The 20,995-nt window shown below is 62.6% G+C and carries 19 protein-coding genes; 9 read left to right on the plus strand and 10 right to left on the minus strand.

Annotated elements, in window-relative coordinates:
• Position 1 precedes the first annotated feature (1 nt).
• The 4 genes from yidC to EEB12_RS15265 all read left to right on the plus strand — a co-directional run bounded on the left by yidC (position 2) and on the right by EEB12_RS15265 (position 2,884).
• Positions 2-1,108 carry a membrane protein insertase YidC gene (gene yidC / locus EEB12_RS15250; RefSeq protein WP_019746208.1) on the plus strand — a complete coding sequence of 369 codons (1,107 nt, stop codon included), beginning with the start codon at positions 2-4 and terminating at the stop codon, positions 1,106-1,108.
• 20 nt (positions 1,109-1,128) lie between these two features.
• Entirely contained in the window at positions 1,129-1,692 is a 564-nt protein-coding gene (locus tag EEB12_RS15255; RefSeq protein WP_003942504.1) for a protein jag, read from the plus strand.
• A gap of 122 nt (positions 1,693-1,814) precedes the next feature.
• Entirely contained in the window at positions 1,815-2,141 is a 327-nt protein-coding gene (locus tag EEB12_RS15260) for a hypothetical protein (RefSeq protein ID WP_141488049.1), read from the plus strand.
• A 257-nt stretch (positions 2,142-2,398) separates the two neighbouring features.
• On the plus strand, positions 2,399-2,884 hold the full coding sequence (locus tag EEB12_RS15265; protein ID WP_141488050.1) for a DUF6301 family protein: 486 nt from the start codon (positions 2,399-2,401) through the stop codon (positions 2,882-2,884).
• Positions 2,885-3,061: 177 nt separating this feature from the next.
• Here the strand turns inward: EEB12_RS15265 and EEB12_RS15270 are convergent, their stop codons facing one another.
• Complete coding sequence (locus EEB12_RS15270) at positions 3,062-3,328, minus strand: hypothetical protein (protein ID WP_133728209.1); 267 nt, start codon at positions 3,326-3,328, stop codon at positions 3,062-3,064.
• 713 nt (positions 3,329-4,041) lie between these two features.
• On the opposite strand from EEB12_RS15270, the gene rsmG reads away from it, so the two are divergent.
• The 4 genes from rsmG (at position 4,042) to EEB12_RS15290 (ending at position 7,789) form a co-directional block, all read left to right on the plus strand.
• Entirely contained in the window at positions 4,042-4,722 is a 681-nt protein-coding gene (gene rsmG / locus EEB12_RS15275) for a 16S rRNA (guanine(527)-N(7))-methyltransferase RsmG (protein WP_019746204.1), read from the plus strand.
• Positions 4,723-4,803: 81 nt separating this feature from the next.
• Complete coding sequence (locus EEB12_RS15280; RefSeq protein ID WP_020909862.1) at positions 4,804-5,808, plus strand: ParA family protein; 1,005 nt, start codon at positions 4,804-4,806, stop codon at positions 5,806-5,808.
• A gap of 1 nt (position 5,809) precedes the next feature.
• Positions 5,810-6,850, plus strand: coding sequence for a ParB/RepB/Spo0J family partition protein (locus EEB12_RS15285; protein WP_019746202.1), 1,041 nt, complete (start codon positions 5,810-5,812; stop codon positions 6,848-6,850).
• Between the two features lie 255 nt (positions 6,851-7,105).
• Positions 7,106-7,789 carry a hypothetical protein gene (locus EEB12_RS15290; RefSeq protein WP_029256811.1) on the plus strand — a complete coding sequence of 228 codons (684 nt, stop codon included), beginning with the start codon at positions 7,106-7,108 and terminating at the stop codon, positions 7,787-7,789.
• Positions 7,790-7,809: 20 nt separating this feature from the next.
• On the opposite strand, the gene EEB12_RS15295 is transcribed toward EEB12_RS15290, so the two are convergent.
• The 4 genes from EEB12_RS15295 to nox all read right to left on the minus strand — a co-directional run bounded on the left by EEB12_RS15295 (position 7,810) and on the right by nox (position 11,841).
• Positions 7,810-9,000, minus strand: a complete 1,191-nt coding sequence (locus EEB12_RS15295) for an N-acetylmuramoyl-L-alanine amidase (RefSeq protein WP_020909860.1) — start codon at positions 8,998-9,000, stop codon at positions 7,810-7,812.
• 128 nt (positions 9,001-9,128) lie between these two features.
• Entirely contained in the window at positions 9,129-9,452 is a 324-nt protein-coding gene (gene trxA, locus EEB12_RS15300) for a thioredoxin (protein WP_003942530.1), read from the minus strand.
• A gap of 38 nt (positions 9,453-9,490) precedes the next feature.
• Positions 9,491-10,498: a thioredoxin-disulfide reductase gene (trxB, locus tag EEB12_RS15305; protein ID WP_019746199.1), complete on the minus strand. Its 1,008-nt coding sequence runs from the start codon at positions 10,496-10,498 to the stop codon at positions 9,491-9,493.
• Between the two features lie 131 nt (positions 10,499-10,629).
• A complete protein-coding gene (nox, locus tag EEB12_RS15310; RefSeq protein ID WP_141488051.1) occupies positions 10,630-11,841 on the minus strand; it encodes a 4,4'-dithiodibutanoate disulfide reductase in 1,212 nt (403 codons plus the stop codon).
• Between the two features lie 98 nt (positions 11,842-11,939).
• Here nox and EEB12_RS15315 point away from each other — a divergent pair, with 98 nt between their 5' ends.
• Positions 11,940-12,506 carry a helix-turn-helix domain-containing protein gene (locus EEB12_RS15315; protein ID WP_020971485.1) on the plus strand — a complete coding sequence of 189 codons (567 nt, stop codon included), beginning with the start codon at positions 11,940-11,942 and terminating at the stop codon, positions 12,504-12,506.
• Between the two features lie 9 nt (positions 12,507-12,515).
• On the opposite strand, the gene EEB12_RS15320 is transcribed toward EEB12_RS15315, so the two are convergent.
• The 5 genes from EEB12_RS15320 to EEB12_RS15340 are packed head-to-tail and all read right to left on the minus strand — an operon-like array spanning position 12,516 to position 20,914.
• Positions 12,516-13,232 (minus strand): hypothetical protein, encoded by a 717-nt coding sequence (locus EEB12_RS15320; RefSeq protein ID WP_141488052.1) that lies wholly within the window; start codon positions 13,230-13,232, stop codon positions 12,516-12,518.
• Between the two features lie 53 nt (positions 13,233-13,285).
• Positions 13,286-13,912 (minus strand): RNA polymerase sigma factor SigM, encoded by a 627-nt coding sequence (gene sigM / locus EEB12_RS15325; RefSeq protein ID WP_141488053.1) that lies wholly within the window; start codon positions 13,910-13,912, stop codon positions 13,286-13,288.
• A gap of 47 nt (positions 13,913-13,959) precedes the next feature.
• On the minus strand, positions 13,960-17,979 hold the full coding sequence (locus EEB12_RS15330; RefSeq protein WP_141488054.1) for a lipid II flippase MurJ: 4,020 nt from the start codon (positions 17,977-17,979) through the stop codon (positions 13,960-13,962).
• Positions 17,976-20,330 (minus strand): DUF6049 family protein, encoded by a 2,355-nt coding sequence (locus tag EEB12_RS15335; RefSeq protein ID WP_070384690.1) that lies wholly within the window; start codon positions 20,328-20,330, stop codon positions 17,976-17,978. The genes EEB12_RS15330 and EEB12_RS15335 overlap by 4 nt, the downstream gene beginning before the upstream one ends.
• Positions 20,327-20,914 (minus strand): NUDIX hydrolase, encoded by a 588-nt coding sequence (locus EEB12_RS15340; protein WP_019746192.1) that lies wholly within the window; start codon positions 20,912-20,914, stop codon positions 20,327-20,329. The genes EEB12_RS15335 and EEB12_RS15340 overlap by 4 nt, the downstream gene beginning before the upstream one ends.
• Positions 20,915-20,995: the final 81 nt, after the last annotated feature.

Raw genomic sequence — 20,995 nt, forward strand, 5'->3', positions numbered from 1 at the left:
CGTGCTCAATTTCATTTACTATCCGGTATCCGCGATTCTGTGGGTCTGGCACAAGGTCTTCGGGTTCATTCTCGGCCCGGACAACGGAATAGCCTGGGCGCTCTCCGTGGTGTTCCTGGTGTTCACCTTGCGTGCGGTTCTGTACAAGCCGTTCGTGAAGCAGGTCCGCACGACCCGCCAGATGCAGGAACTGCAGCCGCAGATCAAGGCATTGCAGAAGAAGTATTCGGGCGACCGTCAGCGCCAGGCCGTCGAGATGCAGAAGCTCCAGAAGGAGCACGGATTCAACCCGATCATGGGCTGTCTCCCGGTCTTGGCTCAGGCTCCGGTGTTCATCGGTCTGTTCCACGTCCTGCGCTCGTTCAACCGCACCGGCACCGGCATGGGCCAGCTGGGCATGAGCGCCGAGGACAACCTCAACACCCCGAACTACGTCTTCTCGGCCACTGACGTCCAGTCGTTCCTGGATGCTCGTCTGTTCGGCGCGCCCATCTCGGCCGCGATCACGACGCCGGTTGCGCAGCTTCAGGCTTATGTCACCGAGAACGTTCCCGAGCTTCCGTCACGCCTGAACATCATTCTCGTGGCCGCTCCGTTGATGATCATTGCCAGCATCGCGACCCACTTCAACTCACGCGCTTCGGTTGCCCGTCAGAGCGAAGCAGCTGCCGCGAACCCGCAGTCCGCGATCATGAACAAGCTCGCGCTGTACGTCTTCCCGCTCGGTGTTCTGGTCGGTGGACCGTTCCTTCCGATCGCGATCCTCCTGTACTGGGTGTCGAACAACATCTGGACCTACGGTCAGCAGCACCTCGTCTTCCGCAAGATCGATGCCGAAGAAGAAGCGAAGAAGCAGGAAGCGATCACTCGCCGCAACGACAATGCGCCCAAGCCCGGTGCCCGTCCCGATCCCGGTAAGAAGAAGGGATCCCCGGCTGCGCTGAAGACCGCGGATTCAGCCGACGACGACGGTGACGCCCCGGAAGTTTCGCTCAAGAAGCCACAGCCGAAGCCCTCGGGTTCCAGTGGTGGTTCTACCTCGAAACCGAAACAGAACCGGCCACAGAGCAACCGCGGCAACTCCCCCAAGCGCAATAAACGGCGCTGATCCAGGAAAGAGAACGACCAATGTCCAGTGAAGCTGACATCGTTGTGGATGGAGAGAACGCAGACGTGAGCACCGAGACCACTGCGCCGGTTACCGATGTGGATGTAGACATCGACGATTCCGATGACGATTTGATCGAAGAGGGCGAGATCGCCGGCGACTACCTCGAGCAGTTGCTCGACGTGCTCGATTTCGACGGAGACATCGACCTTGACGTCGAGGGCGATCGGGCGATCGTCAGCATCGACGGCGGCGACGACCTGACCAAGCTTGTGGGACGTAAGGGTGAGGTTCTGGATGCTCTCCAGGAGCTGACTCGTCTGGCTGTTCAACAGTCGACCGGCGAGCGCAGCCGCTTGATGCTCGACATCGCCGGCTGGCGTGCGGGCCGGCGCGAGGCACTCAGTGCTCTCGGTGCGGAAGCCGCACAGCGTGTTCTCGAGACCGGCGAACGCGAAGAGCTTGCTCCGATGACGCCGTTCGAACGCAAGATCGTGCACGACGCTGTCGCCAAGGTCGCCGGTGTTTCCAGCGAGAGCGAAGGCGCTGAGCCGTCTCGTCGAGTGGTTGTCCTCAAGGACTGACACTCCCCCTTGATCGAATGCGGGCCCCGGATTTTCCGGGGCCCGCTTTCGCGTACGAGAGGTGTTTCACGTGAAACCGAATCCGGCGGCACGGTGAAGGTCAGGTGCCTATCGTTGTCGACATGTCCAACGAGCGCTCCGGATTCCCTCTCGGATTGATGACCCTTGGGGCCTTGATAGGGATGCTCGTGTGTGGCCTGAGTTATTGGCCCGTGGTCTTCGAACTGCAGCAGAAAATGAAAGTCCAGTCTTTCCCGCCGGGCGGTCTGAAGTATTGGCTCTGTTGGTTGTTGCCGCTGGGAGTAGTCGCCGTCGTATTCATTCCACTTGCACTGGCATGGCGATCCGGGCGACCGGTCACGCTCAGCTTCGCGATTGCCTTCTTGTTCGTCGGGGGTGCACTGTGCATGTTCGGATATTCGATCGACAACATGCCGTACTACATGTGAGCCCCTCCCCTCCCCCAGACCGAATAGCCGGCCTTCGTTTCACGTGAAACCGGATCGATGGTTGTTGCCCCGAGCCCTCGATCTCCGCCCCAGATTGCCCGCCACAATGGATCACCGACCTGATGTCGTCAGGCCTGCTGGCAAGGTCCTTACCTTCGGCGCTGGCATCCGATGACCGACAACCCGCCAGCCCTCACTTCGACGACCCCCGGATTGGGGCGTCATCAACAACGATCAAGAAGGACCAGCATCCGCACATGCACGTCGACATCGAAGGCGCCACCCGGATCGCCCGCCTCGCCGCAGAATTCGACTGGACCTGGGCCATCGACGACCTGGAACCCTTCTGCGCACAGGCTGGATGGGAACTCGTCGAACTCAGGCAAGGTGGCGGCTCGATACGAACGAACCTTCATGTCAGTCGGCCGAAGGCGAACATGTTCAGGCGGAACCGTTCGATGCACTACATCTCAATCTTCGTCTCGGACCTGGCAGATCTAGGTATTCCCAAGGCAGAAGTTCGCCCGTTGCTGGTCGAGGGGTTCATCAACCTCGATGTTGCATTTACCGCACTCCTGGGGACAGCCACGAGCGCCGATCCCGGACCTGAGGCAACTATCCGGTGGGATCTGCCGAAAGCGGTCATCACACTGCACCGGGGTTTCAGTGCAATCCACCTCGCTCTGAAGAGTCCGAAGTATCAGGCATGGATGGATGAGCCCGAACCGGAGGACGAGGACTAGCGATCGAGGGCGGCGAGATCGCATCCGGTGTGGGAACAGGTTTGCGCACTCCTCACACGAATCGGACCACTCACATCGAATGGGCTTCGTCGCCACGCAAAGTCGATGATGCTGTTGCGGGCTTCGGGGTGAGATCGGCGGCGACTACTTTGCCAAGGAAACCGGAATCGACCTCATCTACACGGGCTCCGGTTCATAGACTGCGGACCGCGTCGGGGTAATCACGGGACCGCCCTGAGTTCGGTTGACTCGCGGGGTGTGCGCGATCGGCGTCGCGCCCACACCTGCTGCTGGTCTCGTCATGAGGGCGGATCCGGGCTGTAAGAGGTGGAAGGACTTCGCGGTGCCCGGATCGAACTCGTAAGCGATGATCTTGTTGGTTCCGGGTTCGGTATGCACCAACGGGTAGTCGTAGTCTTTGCCGTCCAACAACTCCTGCACCAAGCGCGGATCTTAATCGCGCAGAGCCTGCAGCGCTTTCGAGTCCAGGCGCAGGAATTCATCCTGCGCATCGGGCAGGTCCCCTGCTCGACTTTGATCTTCCCGCCGACACCGGTATCCACATCGAAGGCGAACTCGCCATGCGCATCCTGTGATGCGAAGCTCCTTGGATTCGCGGTTTGTGATGCCAAGTCTCCGGTGTCCCGCAACAGGAGTGTCAAGCCGCCGGATGTATGGCTCGCAACAACCGGCGGTGAGATAACGATGCTGTCCGGGACTTGGACTCGAAGCTCATCCGCGTCGAACAACAGATTGCGTCAGACCGACCGAGTCCGTTCGGCTGTCCGACGGCAGCAATTCTCTACAACCACTTTTCGTAAAAAATTGCCCATTTTGGGCCCGAATTCCATCCATGCAACTACCTACGGCAGTTTCGTCACTGTGATGATATTGAAAATCGACCTACTATCTCCATGCGACCTTCCGGCTATGTTTCACGTGAAACGGGTCAGATTTCGGCGAATTATCAGCGCAATGTTTCACGTGGAACGTGAACCCCTCCCCTCCCCCACTTGAATTTTGGGCGGAATACTTCCCAAAGAATGAACGAGTCGGCAGACTCACAGCGAGTCGGTGTGCAGAAGCGAACACATGTCGGCTCCAGAGCGGATAATGATTTCGGTCTTGATTGCTGATTTCGCGGTTTACGCGGGAGGATGTTTCACGTGGAACAGAATGGTGCGGCGTCGGTTGACTGGGACGAACAAGAGACTGCGCGCGCAGTGTTCGGTGACAGATATGAGATCGCGGAACGGTACTACCAATCCCTGGCAACGGATGGTGTCGAGCGCGGGCTCATTGGTCCCCGTGAGGTTCCCCGACTGTGGGAGCGTCACCTTCTCAATTGCGCAGTGATCGGTGAACTGATCGCCGAAGGTGAGTCGGTTGTGGACGTAGGAAGCGGTGCCGGCCTACCCGGAATCCCTCTCGCGATCGCCCGCCCGGACTTGAAGGTGACTCTCGTCGAACCGTTGCTTCGACGCTCTGTGTACCTCGCGGAGTTCATCGAGTCCAACGGATTGGACGTATTGGTTGTCCGAGGGCGAGCCGAGGAATCGGGTGTTGTGAAGGAAGCGGGCGGTGCGGACGTGGTCACTTCGCGGGCCGTGGCGCCTCTCGAGAAGCTTGCACGGTGGTCCCTCCCACTCATTCACGAGCACGGTCGGATGCTGGCACTCAAGGGTTCGAGCGCTGCCGAGGAGATCGAGCGGGACCGAACGGCGCTCACTAAATTGGGCGCAGGTAAGTTGGAAATACTCGAATGTGGAGCCAAGATTCTCCGCACCCCCACCGTGGTGGTGAAGGCCGAACGTCTCCCGAAGCGTCGCCAGCGTTGATGATTTACACGCATGCAATCGAGAGCAATGTACAGATGATGAGAGCACCTAGTGATCGATTCCCAATCGAAGGAGCAGTCAATGTCGGGTCGATCTGAATCCGCCGTTTCACGTGAAACACCGAAGCAGCACACGGGCGCGGGTGCGGATCAGATCGTCAACGACGACGACGACAATTTCACCGCCCCCTACGCGGCGATCTCCTCGGAGGAGACTCCCATCGGGGCGGCCGCGCATCGAGCGAGCCAGGTGCTTCACCCCCATTCGGTGACGCTGCCGAAGCCGGCGTTCCGCCGCGTGATCACCATCGCGAACCAGAAGGGCGGCGTCGGTAAGACAACGACCACGGTGAACCTTGCGTCGGCGCTCGCTCTTCAAGGGCTCACTGTCCTCGTGGTCGATTTGGACCCTCAGGGCAACGCCAGCACGGCTCTGGGAGTCGTCCATACCTCGGGCACCCCCTCCAGTTACGAGTTGCTCATAGGCGAAGTGAAGGCCCCGGAGGCGATCCAGACCAGCCCGCACAGTGAGCGCCTTCTCTGCATCCCGGCGACGATCGATCTGGCGGGTGCCGAGATCGAATTGGTCTCCATGGTTGCCCGCGAGAATCGACTCAAAGGCGCGCTCAACGACAAGGTGCTCGCAGAGCTCGACGTCGACTTCGTCCTCATCGACTGCCCGCCCTCGCTGGGGCTGCTGACCGTCAACGCGATGGTTGCTGCCAAGGAAGTCCTGATCCCGATCCAGTGCGAGTACTACGCCCTCGAGGGGGTCGGTCAGTTGCTCCGCAACATCGAACTCGTCCAGGCTCATCTGAACCCGGATCTGCATGTCTCCACGGTCCTACTGACGATGTACGACGGGCGCACCAAGCTGGCCGACCAGGTCGCCGAAGAAGTACGCAAGCACTTCGGCGAGGCCGTACTGCGCGCTGTGATTCCCCGCAGTGTGAAGGTTTCCGAGGCTCCCGGATACGGAATGACAGTTCTCGATTACGACCCCGGTTCACGCGGCGCCATGAGTTACCTCGACGCCGGACGCGAACTTGCCGCCCGCTCTGCCACCACGACGACCCAGGAGCAGTGAGATGAGTCAAGCACGCAAAGGTGGATTGGGCCGCGGCTTGGCTGCTCTCATCCCCACTGGGCCGGCCACGGCACCGGGTTTGGGATCGGCTGCAGCGGACGTCGTAATCGGCGTCGACAAGCGCAACCCCTCCCCTCCCCCACCGACGAAGGCAGCTCCGAAAACGCCGAAAGCCACCAAGGCGACGGCTGCGAAGGCTCCGGTGGAAGCTGAGCCGGAGACCGAACTCGAGCCGACCGGCGCGGTCTATCTCGAGATCGAACCGAGCCTGATCGAGACGAACCCGAAGCAGCCTCGCAGCGTTTTCGACGAGGAAGCACTCGCGGAGTTGGTTCACTCGATCCGTGAATTCGGTTTGATGCAGCCGATCGTGGTCCGTCGTCACGGTGACAAGTACCAACTTGTCATGGGTGAGCGTCGCTGGCGCGCGAGCCAGGAAGCCGGGCTGGAGAAGATTCCGGCGATCATTCGTGAAACTGATGACGACTCGATGTTGCGCGACGCGCTCCTCGAGAACATCCATCGAGTGCAGTTGAACCCCCTCGAGGAGGCAGCGGCGTATCAGCAGTTGCTCGAGGAGTTCGAAGTAACCCACGAAGAATTGGCCAATCGGATCGGACGTTCGCGTCCCGTCGTGACCAACATGATTCGTCTGCTGAAGCTGCCGGTGGCGGTTCAGCGCCGCGTTGCGGCTGGAGTACTTTCGGCCGGCCATGCTCGCGCACTGCTGTCCCTCGAGGCGGGTGCCGACGCTCAGGAAGTCATGGCGGCACGCATCGTCGCCGAAGGAATGTCGGTTCGCGCGACGGAGGAAGCCGTCACTCTTGCCAACCGGGCGGACAACGAGATCGCTCCCCCGCAGAAGCGCAAGCCCATCGTGATGCCGGGTCTGCAGGATGTGGCCGAGCGGTTGTCGGACTCGTTCGACACCCGGGTGACTGTCAGTCTGGGCAAGCGGAAGGGAAAGATTGTGGTCGAATTCGGCTCGGTCGACGACCTACAACGCATCGTCGGAATGATGGAAGCGCAGAAATCGACGTAGTGAACTCGGATGCCCGTTTGGTGACGTAATGACGATGACCGGGCACACCACCTATTTTCGTCACTGTGACGAAAATAGGTGGTCCGAGCTTCTCGAAATCTTGAACCAGGACGAAAGATGTTGAACAGCAATACATTAGAGCGATCAACTCTCGCGCCACTGCCGACTCGGTACAGCTGGCCTATCCTGGAGAAGAAAAAAGCGGCGGGCGAACATCAAAACCGCTTCGGGGACCTACGGAGAGTGAGTTAGTCAGTGTCGACTCACGTCATCACCTCTCTCACGCTCGACAGCCTCGATCAGCTTTCCGCCCATGCGCGTCGATGCGTGTTCTGGGAGATGGACCCGGGCGCGCTTCACGATGCCCGAGGATTCTGCGATCAGGAATTCGAGAAGGAAGCCTGGCTGTCGATGGTCATGCTCGAGTGGGGTTCGTGCGGACAGGTCGCCGTCCGCGACGGAAAGCCGCTCGGAAGTGCGTTGTACGCCCCTCCCCGCATGATCCCGCGCGCGCAACTGTTTCCGACCAGCCCGGTCAGCTCGGACGCAGTGCTTCTGACAAGCCTTCGCCTCGAGCCCTCGGGCGTAGAGGAAGAACTGGGGCCAAGCCTGCTGGCCGCTGTCGTGACAGATCTGGTTCGACGAGGAGTTCGTGCGCTCGAGGCATTCGGTATCCGTAGCGACGACTTGGGACCTGCTTCCGACGTGGCCAGTGCAACTGCCGCTCTGGAATGTTCACCCGCAGAATGCATGATCAGTGCCGAGTTCCTCGAGGACTACGGTTTCGAGGTCGTGGCACCGCACCATCGCTATCCGCGGCTTCGTCTCGAACTCAATCGAGATCACGAATGGAAAGTCGACGTCGAAGAAGCCCTCGACCGTCTACTGAAGGCCGCAGCTCTCGAAATGGTGGAGATCAGCGAGCTCGCCAGAGTGTGAGCAGGTGCCGACCGCAGGACCTACGAAATGCGGTCGGCTACCGAAAGTTCTTCTGCGAGAAGCTCGGCGAAGGTGAAGGTGCCGGTCGGCTGATCGTCTTGACCCAGCAGGTACAGCCGCTTGACCGAGATCAAGATGGCTTCGGCAATGGTGTCCCTCATTCGCGGATTCGTCAGTACCGCAACGTCGGACGCGTTGGACAGGTAGCCCAGATCGATCTGCACTGTCGGCATGTTGGTGAGGCGCAACAACTCCCACGTCCGACCGTGAGTTCTGCAGTCCCGCAACGGAGTTCGCGCAACGATCTCGCGCTGAACGAAACCGGTCAACACCTGCCCGATCATCGAGACCGAACCGTGCGAATTTCCGAAGTGGAAGCTCGCGACGCCGTTTGCCGACGGGCTCGAGTTGCTGTCGCAACGCAGGGAGATCATCAGATCCGCGTCGAACGCATTGGATGTCAGTGCGCGCTCGGCCTCGGTGGGATCGGCGTTGTGCGGGCGGGAGAGGAAAGTTTCCATCCCGGTTGCAGCCATCCGCCCCTCGAGGCGCATGGCCAGATCCCAGAGGATGTCAGCTTCGGAGATGCCGTTGACGATGTTGCCCGTCGACGGCCCGCCGAGGCCGGGATCGATGACGATGCGCTTACCGCCCAGCTGCGGGCCCTTGCGCCGCACCAGCTCCTCTTCGCTGATCGCATGTGGGGAACCACCGGTGACGCGGGTTCCCAGAAGTTCCAGCGAACGGAGTGTCTGTGGTCCGCAGATACCGTCGGCAGCGATCCCGATTTCGCGCTGGAAAGACGAGAGAGATTCGTGGGTCTGCGGACCGAAGAAACCGTCGACCCGGCCTGCGTAGAAGCCCAGATCTTGCAGTTTTGCCTGCAGCGCTGCGACGTCGTCGCCGTACAGCGGCGCGGACAACTGGTAGATCAACGTACGGGCACCCAGGCGGTACGAGGCCTCACGAAGTGACCGATAGGTTGCCGGGCCCACAATGCCGTCGACAAGAAGCCCACGCTGCTGCTGGAAGGCACGAACGGCGCTGTCGAGTTGATGATCGAAGATGGCGTCGGGTGCAACCCAGTGGGCACCGTCGGCGCTTTCACGTCGAATGCCGGAAGTTCCGTGATGGAGGTATCCCAGCTTCGTCAATGTGCCCCGAATCTCGGCGACGGCCGGGCCGTGATCGCCGTGTCGGAGTCTGTGCATGCGTGAAAGCCTCTCGGATCGGTTAACGAATTCGATCGATGTGCCTGGTCGTAGACCCGATCAGGCACATCGATCGATTATCTCAGAAATTCTGTGGATTGCGAGAATCCACGATGCTCACCCAGCCGTCAGAGAACGTCTGCGAGGTCCTTGAGCAGCGCGGCCTTGCCCTTGGCGCCGACGATCGTCTTGATCGGCTTGCCGTCCTTGAACAGGATCATCGTCGGGATCGACATGACCTGGAAATCGCGCGCGGCCGCGGGGTTGGCATCGATGTCGAGCTTCGCGACGGTCAGCTTCTCGCTGTTCTCGCCGGCGATCTCCTCGAGGACCGGGGCGACCATCTTGCACGGGCCGCACCAGGTTGCCCAGAAATCGACCAGAACGGGCTTGTCGCTGCCCAGGACGTCCTGCTTGAAGGAATCGTCGGTGATGGTGACGGTATTCGACACTGTTACTCCTCGAGGGTTGGGTACGACAGCTTGGTGAATCAGGGAGCGCCGACGACGTCGACCGTGTGGCCGGCTGCGTCGAGCGTGTTGGCGGTGATGTCGCCGCGGTCGGCCAGCCAGCGTTCGGCGTCGATTGCTGCGGAGCATCCGGTGCCGGCAGCGGTGATCGCCTGACGGTACGTGTGATCGACCAGGTCACCGGCGGCGAAGACGCCGTCGACGGAGGTCGCGGTGGAACCGGGAGCGACGCGCACGTATCCGGCGTCGTCGAGATCGACCTGGCCCTTGACGAGTTCACTGCGCGGGTCGTGGCCGATGGCGACGAACATGCCGGTGATCTCGAGTGTGGAAGTTTCACCGGTGACGGTGTCGCGCACGACGAGGCCGGTGACGCTGTTCTCACCGAGCACCTCGACGGGCTCGGCGTTGGTCAGGAAGCGGATCTTCTCGTTGGCCTTGGCGCGCTCGAGCATGATCCGTGAGGCGCGGAACTCCTCGCGGCGGTGCACCAGGGTGACCGAGCGAGCGAAGCGGGTGAGGAAGGTTGCTTCTTCCATCGCGGAATCGCCGCCGCCGACCACGACGATGTCCTGGTCACGGAAGAAGAAGCCGTCGCAGGTGGCGCAGGCGCTGACGCCGCGGCCGAGGAGGCGTTCTTCACCGGGAATGCCCAGGTAGCGGGCTGCTGCGCCCATGGCGAGGATGATCGCGTGCGCGGCGTAGGTTTCGCCGTTCGCGACGACGGTCTTGATCGGGCCGCTGAGGTCGATCTCCTCGACGTCCTCGGTGCGGATGTCGGTGTCGAAGCGCAGTGCCTGCTCGCGCATCTGTTCCATCAGATCGGGGCCCATGATTCCTTCGCGGAATCCGGGGAAGTTCTCGACCTCGGTGGTGGTCATGAGGGCGCCACCGAACTGGGTTCCCTCGAAGAGCAGGGGCTGGAGCTCAGCGCGCGCGGTGTAGACACCAGCGGTGTAGCCGGCCGGTCCGGAACCGACAATGATGACGTCATGGACCGCGGGCGTGGTTTCCAGCTGGGTGGTCATGCGAGCCTTCCAATAGTGAGTGCAGACCCTCCGCTTCTTGGAGAGCCGTACCGATCAACACCAGGATAAGGGGTGTTGTTCCCGCACTCCGCTGGAAAGTGGCTCACAGCCGGCAGCTCACAGCGCGGGACTCACTGGGCGGGGCGCGGTGCCTCCCGAACCACCAGCGCGTCCCGAACCACACAGCGCGTGCCGGTGTAGATGGTGGGCATGCACTTGTTGCAGTGGATACACAGACCCTGGTCGACGCTCTCGGCCTGAAATTTGTTGACCAGTTGTGGGTCCCTGAGCAGTGCGCGCGCCATGGCGACGAACTCGAATCCTTCATCCAGTGCGTGCTCGATGGTGTCGACGCGGTTGATGCCGCCGAGCAGGATCAGTGGCATCCTCAGCGCCTGTCGGAACTGACGGGCGAAGGGCAGGAAGAAACCCTCCTCGAACGGGTACGTCGGAAAGATTTTGGGACCGTAGAACTTCAGCCCGTACCCGACGAGTTTGGGTTGGGAGGCGACAAACTCAGCCAGTGGGACCTCGCCGCGGAAGAAGTACATTCCGTTGAGAAGTGAACTGCCACCGGTCAATTGCATCGCGTCCAGGTGGCCGTCGGCTTCGAGGATCTGGGCGATCGGCAGGCTCTGGTCGAGCCACAGACCTTTCGGCACCCCATCGGACATGTTGAATTTCGCGGTGACCGCCACGCTGGATCCAGCGGCCACTCGCACCGCTTCGATGACTCGACGCGGATACTCGGCGCGCTTGGCGACGCTGCCACCGTATCGGTCGTGGCGCTTGTTCAGATTGGGGCTCATGAACGAACTGAGTAGATAGTTGTGACCGAGATGGACCTCGATGGCGTCGAATCCTGCGTCCACTGCGACGCGGGCGGCCCGTTCGAAGTCGGAGACAACACCGTGGAGTTCGGCAAGTGTCGCGCCTTTGACGAGGCCCATTGCGGGCGGACTCAGCCGGGTCGACGGCGCCAGGGTCTTCGTCTTGTTGGAAAGCGTGTTGGCAACCAGTCCCGCGTGGCCGATCTGCGCCGCGGCAAGCGCGCCTTCTGAGTGGACGGCGTCGGTCAGTCTGCGTAGTCCCGGCAGTGCGCGCTCGTCCATGACAAGGGTGTCGCGGTGGACTCGTCCACCTGGTGAGACGGCGCAGTAGGCGACGGTGGTCATCGCGGCCCCGCCCCGAGCCACTTCGGTGTGGAAGTTGATCAGATCGTCCGAGACCGCTCCCCGGGGCATGACGCCCTCGAACGTTGCAGCTTTGACGATGCGGTTGCGCAAGGTCAGAGGGCCGAGACGTGCGGGTTCGAATATCGACGGTGTGGGCGCTGTGGTCATTTTCAACTTCCTGCGACGGCCTGATCTTTACGATGCCAGTGGACTCGTAACTACGACGATATAGCGCCTACTCCCAATCTGTCCGACAATTCGACACGATGAACGCCACAGGATCAGGTCGCCCACGAGACCCACGCATCGACGACACAGTCCTCGAGGTCACCCGAGCGATGCTCCTCGAGGTCGGATGGGAGCAACTCAGTCTCCGGGCGATCGCGGCACGGGCAGGGGTCAGCCGAGCCTCGATGTCACGACGATGGCCGTCGAAGGCACATCTAGTTCTCGGATCGATCCTGGGTGCAACACCTGACCTGACACCGTTCGAGGGCACCGATCGCGACGGCTGGATCCGTTGGGTGGTGGAGGGAAGTGCTCAGCTCTTCTCGCGGCCCGAGGTTCGTGCTGCGTCGCCGGGACTGCTGGCTGCGCTGCGCGACCATGACGACCTACGCAACGAATTGTGGCGCGGTTTCAGTGGGCCGAGCACACAACTCTTCCTTCAAAATGCTGACGATCCCGAATCGGCACTGCTCGATGCCAAGGCCGTGCTGGTATTGGCGGCCGGGGCAGCGATGTTTTCGAGTCTGATAGCGGTCGAGGACGATACGGATGCATTGCGTGGGAGGATTCTCGAGCTCCTGCTACCCGCAGCAACACCGCGCTGACCGTCGACGTCAGCCGATGTTCTTGACCGACAACGTATTCGGATTCCCGTCGTTGCAGTTGATGCCAACAGTGAGTGCAGTGATCTGACGCGGCTGCGATCCCGCGAAGAGGAGGACTATCGCAGGTGCACCGTCGATGCGAACCTCACCCGAGCCGAGCACCGGCCTGCCCTCGTCGATGCCATTGGCGCTCAGGCAGCCGGCAAGCTTGGACGGATCATCCAGTGGTCCAAGGTTTTTGGATCCGATGAGTGAAAGCAGGGACGCCGAATCCGGATCGTCGACAGCAGATGTCACCGGTATGCTTGGTTGAGCGACAACGCTTTCGGCAGGTTCGGAATCTCGGGTTCCGATCACAACGATCACGAAGGCCGCCAACACGGCTGCTGCGGCACCGAGCAGCCACGCTTGTGGGCGTCGCCGGAACGGCACGACGGTTGTCTCTGCTGACGGCTCGACCTGACCGGACTGTAGATCCAGTGCCGAATTGATTCGCTCGGCAAGCGAATTCGGAATCCGTTCGTGAGAGGCCTCGCGCGAGTTCAGTGTCGCGAGTGATGCTGTGACGCTGTCGAGAGTAGTGACAAATGCGTGGGCGTCGGCGTCTGCGTGTACCAGCGGCCACAGAGCTGCACTGGTTTCGGGATCGAGAACCCCGGCGTGAAGATCCGCCAAGAGGTCCTCCGAAAACGGAGGCGACGGAACGCGAACAGACGGATCTGTCATGAACCCTCCCTCGGCAGTCGGTGTGGACGCTTACAAGATAGGACGCGGCCGGTTCACGAATGGTTCCCGCCTTCGCGAAAGTCCTCCAACTGGGCGGCGAGGCGCTTGCGCGCGCGGGCGCAGCGACTCTTCACGGTCCCTACGGGCACGCCCAACCTCTCGGCGGCCTCGGCCACCGGATACCCCTCGACATCGACGGCGACGACGGCAGCGCGCTGCTCAGGAGGCAGCGATGCCAGCGCTTGTTCGACGGTCAGGCTCATGTCCACTCCCGCCGCGTAATCGCGGTGATCACGGGGTTCCTCCGCATTCTCGGAAGACAGAGAGAACGCGGCCCGCGATTTGTTGCGTCGGATCCGGTCAAGGCAGGCATTGACCACGATGGTGTGGAGCCAACTACGCACCGCCGCATCGCCGCGGAACTTCGCCGCCTTGCGGTGCGCGGACAACAGACCCTCCTGGAGTGCGTCTGCCGCGTCCTCGTCCGAGTAACTTGTACGCCGGGCAACGTGCCACAGATGATCCTGATGCCGGACCAGTAGTTCACGGAACGCGTGTGGATCGCCCGCGACATGAGCGGTCAACAATTCGAAATCCGTCGCCTCGAGATTTTTGTTCTCGAAACTTCTGGATTCGAAATTTCCGGCTCCGCCCCCGGTGCCCCCCCGATAACTGTGCACGGGCGGATATTAGCCCAGTCGGTAGGTTTCAGAAGGGCCAAGGGCGATCACTTTGCAGCAGTGAATGCAATCTCCGAGATGGATGTCTGGTTTTGTCCGGATTCGGTGCTGAGCTGCGTAATCCAAACCAGGACATACTGACCCGAGCCGTCCGACGAGAGCGGAATGTCGGTCACACCGTTCTTCAGTACACCGGATCCGATTTCCTTGGTCTGATCCAGCGAAGTATTCGCAGAAGGGGCAGAACGGATTTCAACGACGGTTCCGGGCGAATCGGACGTGATCGCAATGTTCTTCAGGTTGGCCGCATCGGCGAGCGTCACCATCAGGCCGACGCCGTTCTTCAGGGACGGGAAGGGCTGGAAGTACGAGTCCGACGACCATGCGGTGGCCGGATTGCCGTCGATGGCGTTCTTCGCCGTTGCGGGCTGATCAGGTGTGCCCTGGGGCGAGAACACCGTTACGGCCGAGGCGGCTACCGGCACGGTTGCGGCCGCCGGTGCGGGGGCAGGTGAATTGTTCTCGGGCGCAGTAGCTTCGGTGGTCAAGCCGAAACTCTGCTCGCTGAGCGGGGTGTCGTTACTGCCGCCCGAGAGGAAGCTCGCTACCCACACCACAAGGAGAATCAGGACGATCACGGTGAAGACACCGAGCGCCGTCAGTGCCGCGAGCATCCGCGTCGACTTCTTCTTCTCGGCCTCGATGGCTTCAGGGTCGTTCAGTGCGTGACCCGACGCACCCTGTTCGCGGTGGCCGAGACGAAGTGCCGGAATCATTTCCGTCTTGTCGTTGACGACGGACGCCTGATCGAGAATGTGCTGCACGGTGGCAGCAGTGCGGATTCCACTCTCCGACTGCAACGCTCGAACTGCCACGGCCGAGATGTCGAACGGAACCTCCGGACGGACGACCCGAGGCTCGACGATGTTGCCGTCGGCGCCGCGGCCGGCGGGAAGCAAACCACCGACGGGACCGGCGGACGGATCGGCGAGCGGCCAGCGCGCCGTGATGAGCGAGTACAGCATGGCGCCGAGACCGCGGACGTCGCTGGTGGAATCGGCGTCGGCAAGCGTCGCCGGGAACGCCAGTACGGCGTCACCGTTGATGCTGATGCGAACGCGGTCCGGGTGATCGATGGACAGCGCACCGCCGGTGCGGTGAGCAGCTTCGGCAGCGGCCGCGAGGGCACGGATGGCGCGGGCTGCACCGATCGGTGACGGCGTGGTCTCGGCCATCTCACGCAGCGAGCGACCGGGAGTCCATTCGGCGACGACGATGCCGCCCGAACTTCCGCGGACGACGTCGAGGACGCGAGCCAGACCGGGCGAGTTGATCCTTCCCAGGCGCAGCGTGCGCGAGAGAACTGCCTGCGGTCCGGACTGGCTGTCGTCGTCACCGCGTTGATCGGCGTCGACGAACGTCAGGGCTACTTCACGGTCGAGCTTGACGTCGAGAGCTTCCCAGAACTGCAGTCCGCGGGTTCCACCGTGCGGCGCGAGCAGACGGTAGCGTCCGCCGGCGACAGATGCGCCCGGTATGAGCTTGGGTCCACGGGGCATCGGTCGCTGGGCCGGTCGTGATGCGGATCCGGCGGCAGGTGTGCGAGGCGCAGCGGGCGGCGGTGTCTGAGCTGCAGCCGTCTTCTGAGGTTCGGGTGCCTTCTTGTCCGAAGCAGGCGTCTTCGACGCGGGTGTCTTCGACACGGGAGCTGAAGGTGTCTTCGACACAGGTGCTGAAGGTGTCTTCGACACACTGACCGGAGGCACCGGCGGTGCGGCCTTCTGCACCGGCGGCTGTGGCTTCTGGCCCTGCTGTGGCTTCTGGACCGGCCGCTGCGCGGGCTGCTGTGGCCTCTGACCCTGCTGTGGCTTCTGGCCGGCAGATGCGGAGGAACTCGTGGATGCAGGTGTGCCCGACGATGCCGTTGACTTCTGTTCGGACGCTTTCACGGCAGAAGTCCCGGCACTCTTGTTGCCGGAAACGTTGTCGTCGCTCACCCTCGCTCCTTCTCCATCGATAGCCCGTCCCCGAATACGCGCGGGTTGCGATCCTGTACGCCCATGACCAGGGTACGGGAGCGCACCCGGTCGTTCTTGCTCGTTTGATTCCGTTCTGATTGCAGGAATCAGCTCGGTGACGTCGTCGTCGGTGTTGTTACGTGTGTCCGGTTCGGCGCGACCTGTCAGTGAACGAATCTTGCGGGAGACCGCAACCGTTACCGACAGGACTTCCGGAACCTTCTTGAAGTAGAGAATCGTGAAGGTGATCGCGAGCATCAGGATGCCGCCGACGGCGACGCGAACCATCGAGCCGGGTCCGCCGAAACGCTCGGTGAGTTGATCGAATCCGAGGACGCGGTCGACCGCGAGCATGGTCAGCGAACCGGCCAGCGAGGCGAGTACGACGGACCAGACTGTCTTGCCCACGTTGGCCATCTGCAGGTTTCCGAGGCTGCGGTGCAGGAGGTATCCGCCGATGACGGCGCCGGTGATGTATCCGAGACCGTTGGCCGCACCGAGGAGGATCACGACCTGATCGCTGTTGGAGGCGAAGACCGGAGCGAGCGCCGAGAATGCAATTTTCACTGCAGTGATGCCGAGAACGATCCACGTCGGCGTCCAGGCTTGTTCGCGGGCGTAGAACACACGAAGTTGGATCAGGACCAGCGCGTACGGAATCAACGTGAATGCCGACCAGCTCACGGCAGTGCCGAGTCGTTCGGCCTGTTCGGGTCCGAAGCGGCCGTAACCGTAGAGCGCTTCACCGACCTGCGGACCCATGAAGGTCAGGAACATGATGATCGGAACCAGCGTGATCATGGTCAGACGTGTCGCGACCGACAGATCGTCCACGACGGCCGGGGTGTCGTCGGCCGCAGCGTTGCGGCTCAAGCGCGGCATGATCGCGGTCAGAACCGTCACTCCGAGCACGCCGTACGGGAGCTGCAGGAGCAACCAGGCCTGGCTGTAGATGGCAGGGCCGGCTTCGTCGGCATGTGAGGAAATCTTGGTCGCGAAGATCATGCCCATCTGGCTGATCAGGACGTACAAGACGATGGCGACGGCCATGCCGCCGAACTGGCGCAGGCGATCGTCGAGACCCCACAGCGGCTTGAGCGAGATCTTCTCGCGGCGAAGCGCGGGGATCAGGCTGGCTGCCTGCACGATGACGCCGATGGTGATGCCGATACCGAGGGTGAGCAGCTTTGCGTCGCCCATCGAGACCGGATCAAGCGAGATCTCGCCCGGAGTCAGGCGGTAGATCACGAGCACCACGAGGACGACGACGTTGTTGAGTACGGGAGCCCAGGCTCCGGGCTTGAAGATCTGCCTGGTGTTCAGAAACGCTGTGAACAGTGCCGACAGCCCGTAGAACAGGATCGCCGGCAGAAGTAGATACGACAGCGCCGTGGTCAGGTCGGTGCTGACCTTGCCGTCTTCGGACAGGAAGACGTATTTGGTGAGTACGGGTGCTGCCAGGGTCGCGAGCAGCGCGGCCATGCCCAGTAGGACGAGCGACGCCGTGAAGAGGCGTCGGACAAACGCTTCGCCGTGATCGGCGTCCTCCCGCTCGGCGCGGACCAGCACGGGGACGACGATCGCGGTCAGAACGGCGCCCAAGACGAGCTCCGCGATCATGTTCGGGATCTGGCTGGCCACGGTGAACGAACTGGCGATGGCCGGGCCGAGGACCATCAGGATCATCAACTGCTTGGCGAACCCCGTGATGCGGCTCGTCAGCGTCGCGATCGCGATGGAACCCGTCGCCGCGAGGAGGCGGGAGTTCGTCTCCTTACGATCACCGACCAGGGCGTGCGCGTCGGTGTCGAACTCGTCCGACTTGGTCGCCTGCCGATCGGCGAATTCCATCTCGGCTTCGCGATATCTGGGATAGTCGCGGATCACCGGGATGGTCATGGTGGGTGCGTCGTCGAAACGTGCGTCGGGGTTGACCGGCTGAATCGGGTAGCCGCGCTCCCACGGTGGCATCCGAGGATGCGAACGGGTCGTGGCACTCTTGCGGGTGATCGCCGAGCGGCGACCCTCCTCGGGTGGATTCCCGGTCATGAGCGTTCGTACCCTTCATCTGCTGGGTCCGGCTGACCCTTGAATCGATGCCACAGCCGTCGCCCTGCCAGGAACAGCAGCAACCCTCCCGCTGTCGCCGTCACGGCGGCCAGGGGACGACCGTACGCATTCGACCGTACGGTCACGCTGGTCGGCGTACCCAATTGGCGGCCATCTGTCGTGGTCAGCGAGAAGTTGACTTCCAGCTTGCGAGAATCGTTCATTTCCGCGGGCACAGTCAACTGTCGGCTACCTCGCGGTGGCAGCTGTTTGGGACCGATGTCACTGATCTGCATCTCGGGAGGGGCTTCCACACGCAGGTCGACGTTGATGGCGATGGGCAGCTCGTTGCGCGCCACCAGCAGGAGCGGGCTCTGCCCCGACGCGAGGGTGTAGACGCCGCCCGGAGACACCACGCTGACGGCCCGGTACATCCCGTCGACGGCTTCGGTGACGTTGTCGGCGCGGATGGTCGCAGCGCGCTCCGCCCGATTGACCGATGCGGAGGCGACGTTGCGGCGATCCGCCAAGGTCATCGAGCGAAGTAGATCTTCGCGGAGCGGTGCCGTGAATCCCCGGGGGGTGAGCGAAGCCGCCGGATCGTCCACGAGCGATGCTTCGAGCCCGTCGATACGCGGAAGTTGGGTGGTTGCGGTCTCGACGACGGACGTCTGCGGACCGTCCTGGGTGGCTCGGTCCGGGTAGTCGAGCGTGGCGGCGTCAGTGGCCCCCGGTTGTCTGCCGAGTAGTGCGGGCAGGGCCTGAGGTGAGGCGAGACCGGAGCGAATGAGGGTCGCGAGCATCGAGAGCACGGCGGTGGCGTCGTTGCTGTCCGCGGTCCACAGTTGCGGCGGCGCGAAGATCTGATTGCGCGGCAGAGAAGTCGGCGTCAGCGCGGCCCAGGCCATCGCTCCCAGCGCGTCCTGGCGCCGGGCGCTGCGCGATTCGATGTCGATGGTCGGCGCGGTGTCGTCGGGGATGTACGACGGGACCTGCGGCTCCGAGCCGGTGGCGGCCAAGGCTGCGGCTGCCGAGGTGTCGAACGCAAGCGCGTCGAGTGAGCCGGTTATCCGCGACGACAGTTGCGGGGCTGCCGAGTCGACGGAGGTGTCAGCCACCATCGCTGTGGTGGGATTCACGCTCAGCACCTCTGCGGTGGCCGAGTCGAGGACACCCGAATCCGGCCAGACGAAATCTCGCAGTGACGTCACGCCGAGGATGTTGTCGACGATGTCTGCCGGGCGTGCGAGCGCGGTAGCCGTCAACTCCGGATTGGCCACCGAGGTGACCGCGGCGAGATCGGCCTGGGCGAACGGAACCGCCGTCGTGCACATCGAGGACGCGAGGGTCTTCACCCGGCCGAGCCATTGGTTGGCGGCGTCGCTGCCACGGCCTTCGTGCGACGGTCCGGTGGGATCTGACGAGTTGTCGGCCACGAGGTATCCGCGAGTCATGTTCTCGACGGTGATCAGAAGGTCGGGGTCGATTGCCAGGCAGAGCGCATCCGTGACGCGGCGATCGGTATCGCTCTCGGGCTTGGTGGCGTTCTCCACCGCATCGACCAACGCGTCCAGGCGCCCGCCGTCGGAAAGTTCGGTGGCAAGTTCGTCGTCGATCAGGCGCACGGGCTCGTTGACCGCGCCCGGGATTCCGCCGACGAGTCGTGGCGCGTCGGCCAGCGGCCACATGAGCGTGACGCCGATCGGGGCGGACGTGTCGGGGGGAACGACGGCCGTCGCCGACGAACTGGGTGTTCCGGATGTGGCGTTCGATTCGGCCGCGGCCGGCACACCGAGCACTGGGAGCAGGAAGCGTGCGTCGTCGAGTCGGGCGGCCCCGCCGTATTCCGGGGTGCCGTTCACGTTGACGAGCATCGGGTAGACGCCCGGTTCGGTGATGTCGAGAGACAACCCGGTTGTGCTCCGGAGCGGCAAGGTGAGTGTGAACTGCTTGGACTGGCCGGTGTCGAGGGTGGTGGCAACGGTGTCGAATTCGCCGACCGTGTCGAAAACAGCCTGGTCGAAATCGAGTGCTGCGCGCACGTCCGAACTGGAGTCGATCGCGGGAGCGCGTTGCAGCCTCACTCCGACGTCCTCGACGGGACGGTCACCGACGTTCTTCACCGTGCCCTTGACCACGACGTTGCGGTCGCTGGTTGTCGTCACGGTGGTCGGTGCGGTGGAGTCGATGGTCAGCTGCAGAAATTTGGCATCGTTGGTGTTTCGCGCCGGGGCGCGCTCACTGGGCTGGCTGGACGGAGCGGCCCAGGAGACGGCCGTCGTCGCGGGCCCGAAACCGACAGCGGCCATCACCAAAGCGGCCACACCGGCCCGCCGCAGAGCCATTCTCATCCGGCGTCCGGTTCCTTCGGGTGCTGTACTCGCGGGATTTCAGGTCGGTGCATTTCAGGTCGCGGCATTTCGGCGATCATCTGCGATGCAAGTTCGGCCAGCTTGCGCTCGTCGGCGTATGCGAGTCGCTTGTGCAGTTCCGTCAGCGGTACCCAGGCGACTTCGGTGACCTCGATGTCCTCGTCGGAGAGTTCACCGCCGAGAAAGCGGAGGAGATAGTGGTGCACGGTCTTGTGGACGCGCCGACCTTCGGTCACGAACCAGTAGTCGATGCTGCCCAGCGGTGCCAGGACGGTTCCCTGGATACCGGTTTCTTCTTCGACCTCACGCATTGCGGTCTGTTCGGCCGTCTCACCCTGCTCGATATGGCCCTTGGGTAGCGACCAGAGCAGGCGTCCGCGGCGGTCGGTTCGGCCGATCAGTGCAGCGCAGAGGCGTTCGGGAGGTCCGCCCCAGCCGTCGACGACCAAGCCGCCCGCAGAAGTTTCACGGACGGTTCGCATCAAAGGTTTATCGGGGTTGCCGACGGCAGGTCGACGCCGCGGGTTGCGGCGACTCCTGTTTGTTCGTTCGGCACCAGACACCTCATCGATACTAGTTGGCCTTCCAGCGTTGCCCGGTAACCCGCGCAAAGCGGTCTATCGCGTTCGTATGCGCGTTCTGCT

This window comes from Rhodococcus sp. WS1 (assembly GCF_003797745.1).
GTDB lineage: Bacteria > Actinomycetota > Actinomycetes > Mycobacteriales > Mycobacteriaceae > Rhodococcus_F > Rhodococcus_F erythropolis.

Bases quoted from the DNA above. Each gene is read 5' to 3' on its own strand.
- EEB12_RS15335 (WP_070384690.1), bottom strand. From the start codon at position 20,330: ATGAGAATGGCTCTGCGGCGGGCCGGTGTGGCCGCTTTGGTGATGGCC.
- EEB12_RS15265 (WP_141488050.1), top strand. From the start codon at position 2,399: ATGCACGTCGACATCGAAGGCGCCACCCGGATCGCCCGCCTCGCCGCA.
- EEB12_RS15285 (WP_019746202.1), top strand. From the start codon at position 5,810: ATGAGTCAAGCACGCAAAGGTGGATTGGGCCGCGGCTTGGCTGCTCTC.
- EEB12_RS15255 (WP_003942504.1), top strand. From the start codon at position 1,129: ATGTCCAGTGAAGCTGACATCGTTGTGGATGGAGAGAACGCAGACGTG.
- EEB12_RS15260 (WP_141488049.1), top strand. From the start codon at position 1,815: ATGTCCAACGAGCGCTCCGGATTCCCTCTCGGATTGATGACCCTTGGG.
- rsmG (WP_019746204.1), top strand. From the start codon at position 4,042: ATGTTTCACGTGGAACAGAATGGTGCGGCGTCGGTTGACTGGGACGAA.
- nox (WP_141488051.1), bottom strand. From the start codon at position 11,841: ATGACCACAGCGCCCACACCGTCGATATTCGAACCCGCACGTCTCGGC.
- EEB12_RS15295 (WP_020909860.1), bottom strand. From the start codon at position 9,000: ATGCACAGACTCCGACACGGCGATCACGGCCCGGCCGTCGCCGAGATT.
- EEB12_RS15320 (WP_141488052.1), bottom strand. From the start codon at position 13,232: ATGACAGATCCGTCTGTTCGCGTTCCGTCGCCTCCGTTTTCGGAGGAC.
- EEB12_RS15315 (WP_020971485.1), top strand. From the start codon at position 11,940: ATGAACGCCACAGGATCAGGTCGCCCACGAGACCCACGCATCGACGAC.
- EEB12_RS15280 (WP_020909862.1), top strand. From the start codon at position 4,804: ATGTCGGGTCGATCTGAATCCGCCGTTTCACGTGAAACACCGAAGCAG.
- EEB12_RS15330 (WP_141488054.1), bottom strand. From the start codon at position 17,979: ATGACCGGGAATCCACCCGAGGAGGGTCGCCGCTCGGCGATCACCCGC.
- trxB (WP_019746199.1), bottom strand. From the start codon at position 10,498: ATGACCACCCAGCTGGAAACCACGCCCGCGGTCCATGACGTCATCATT.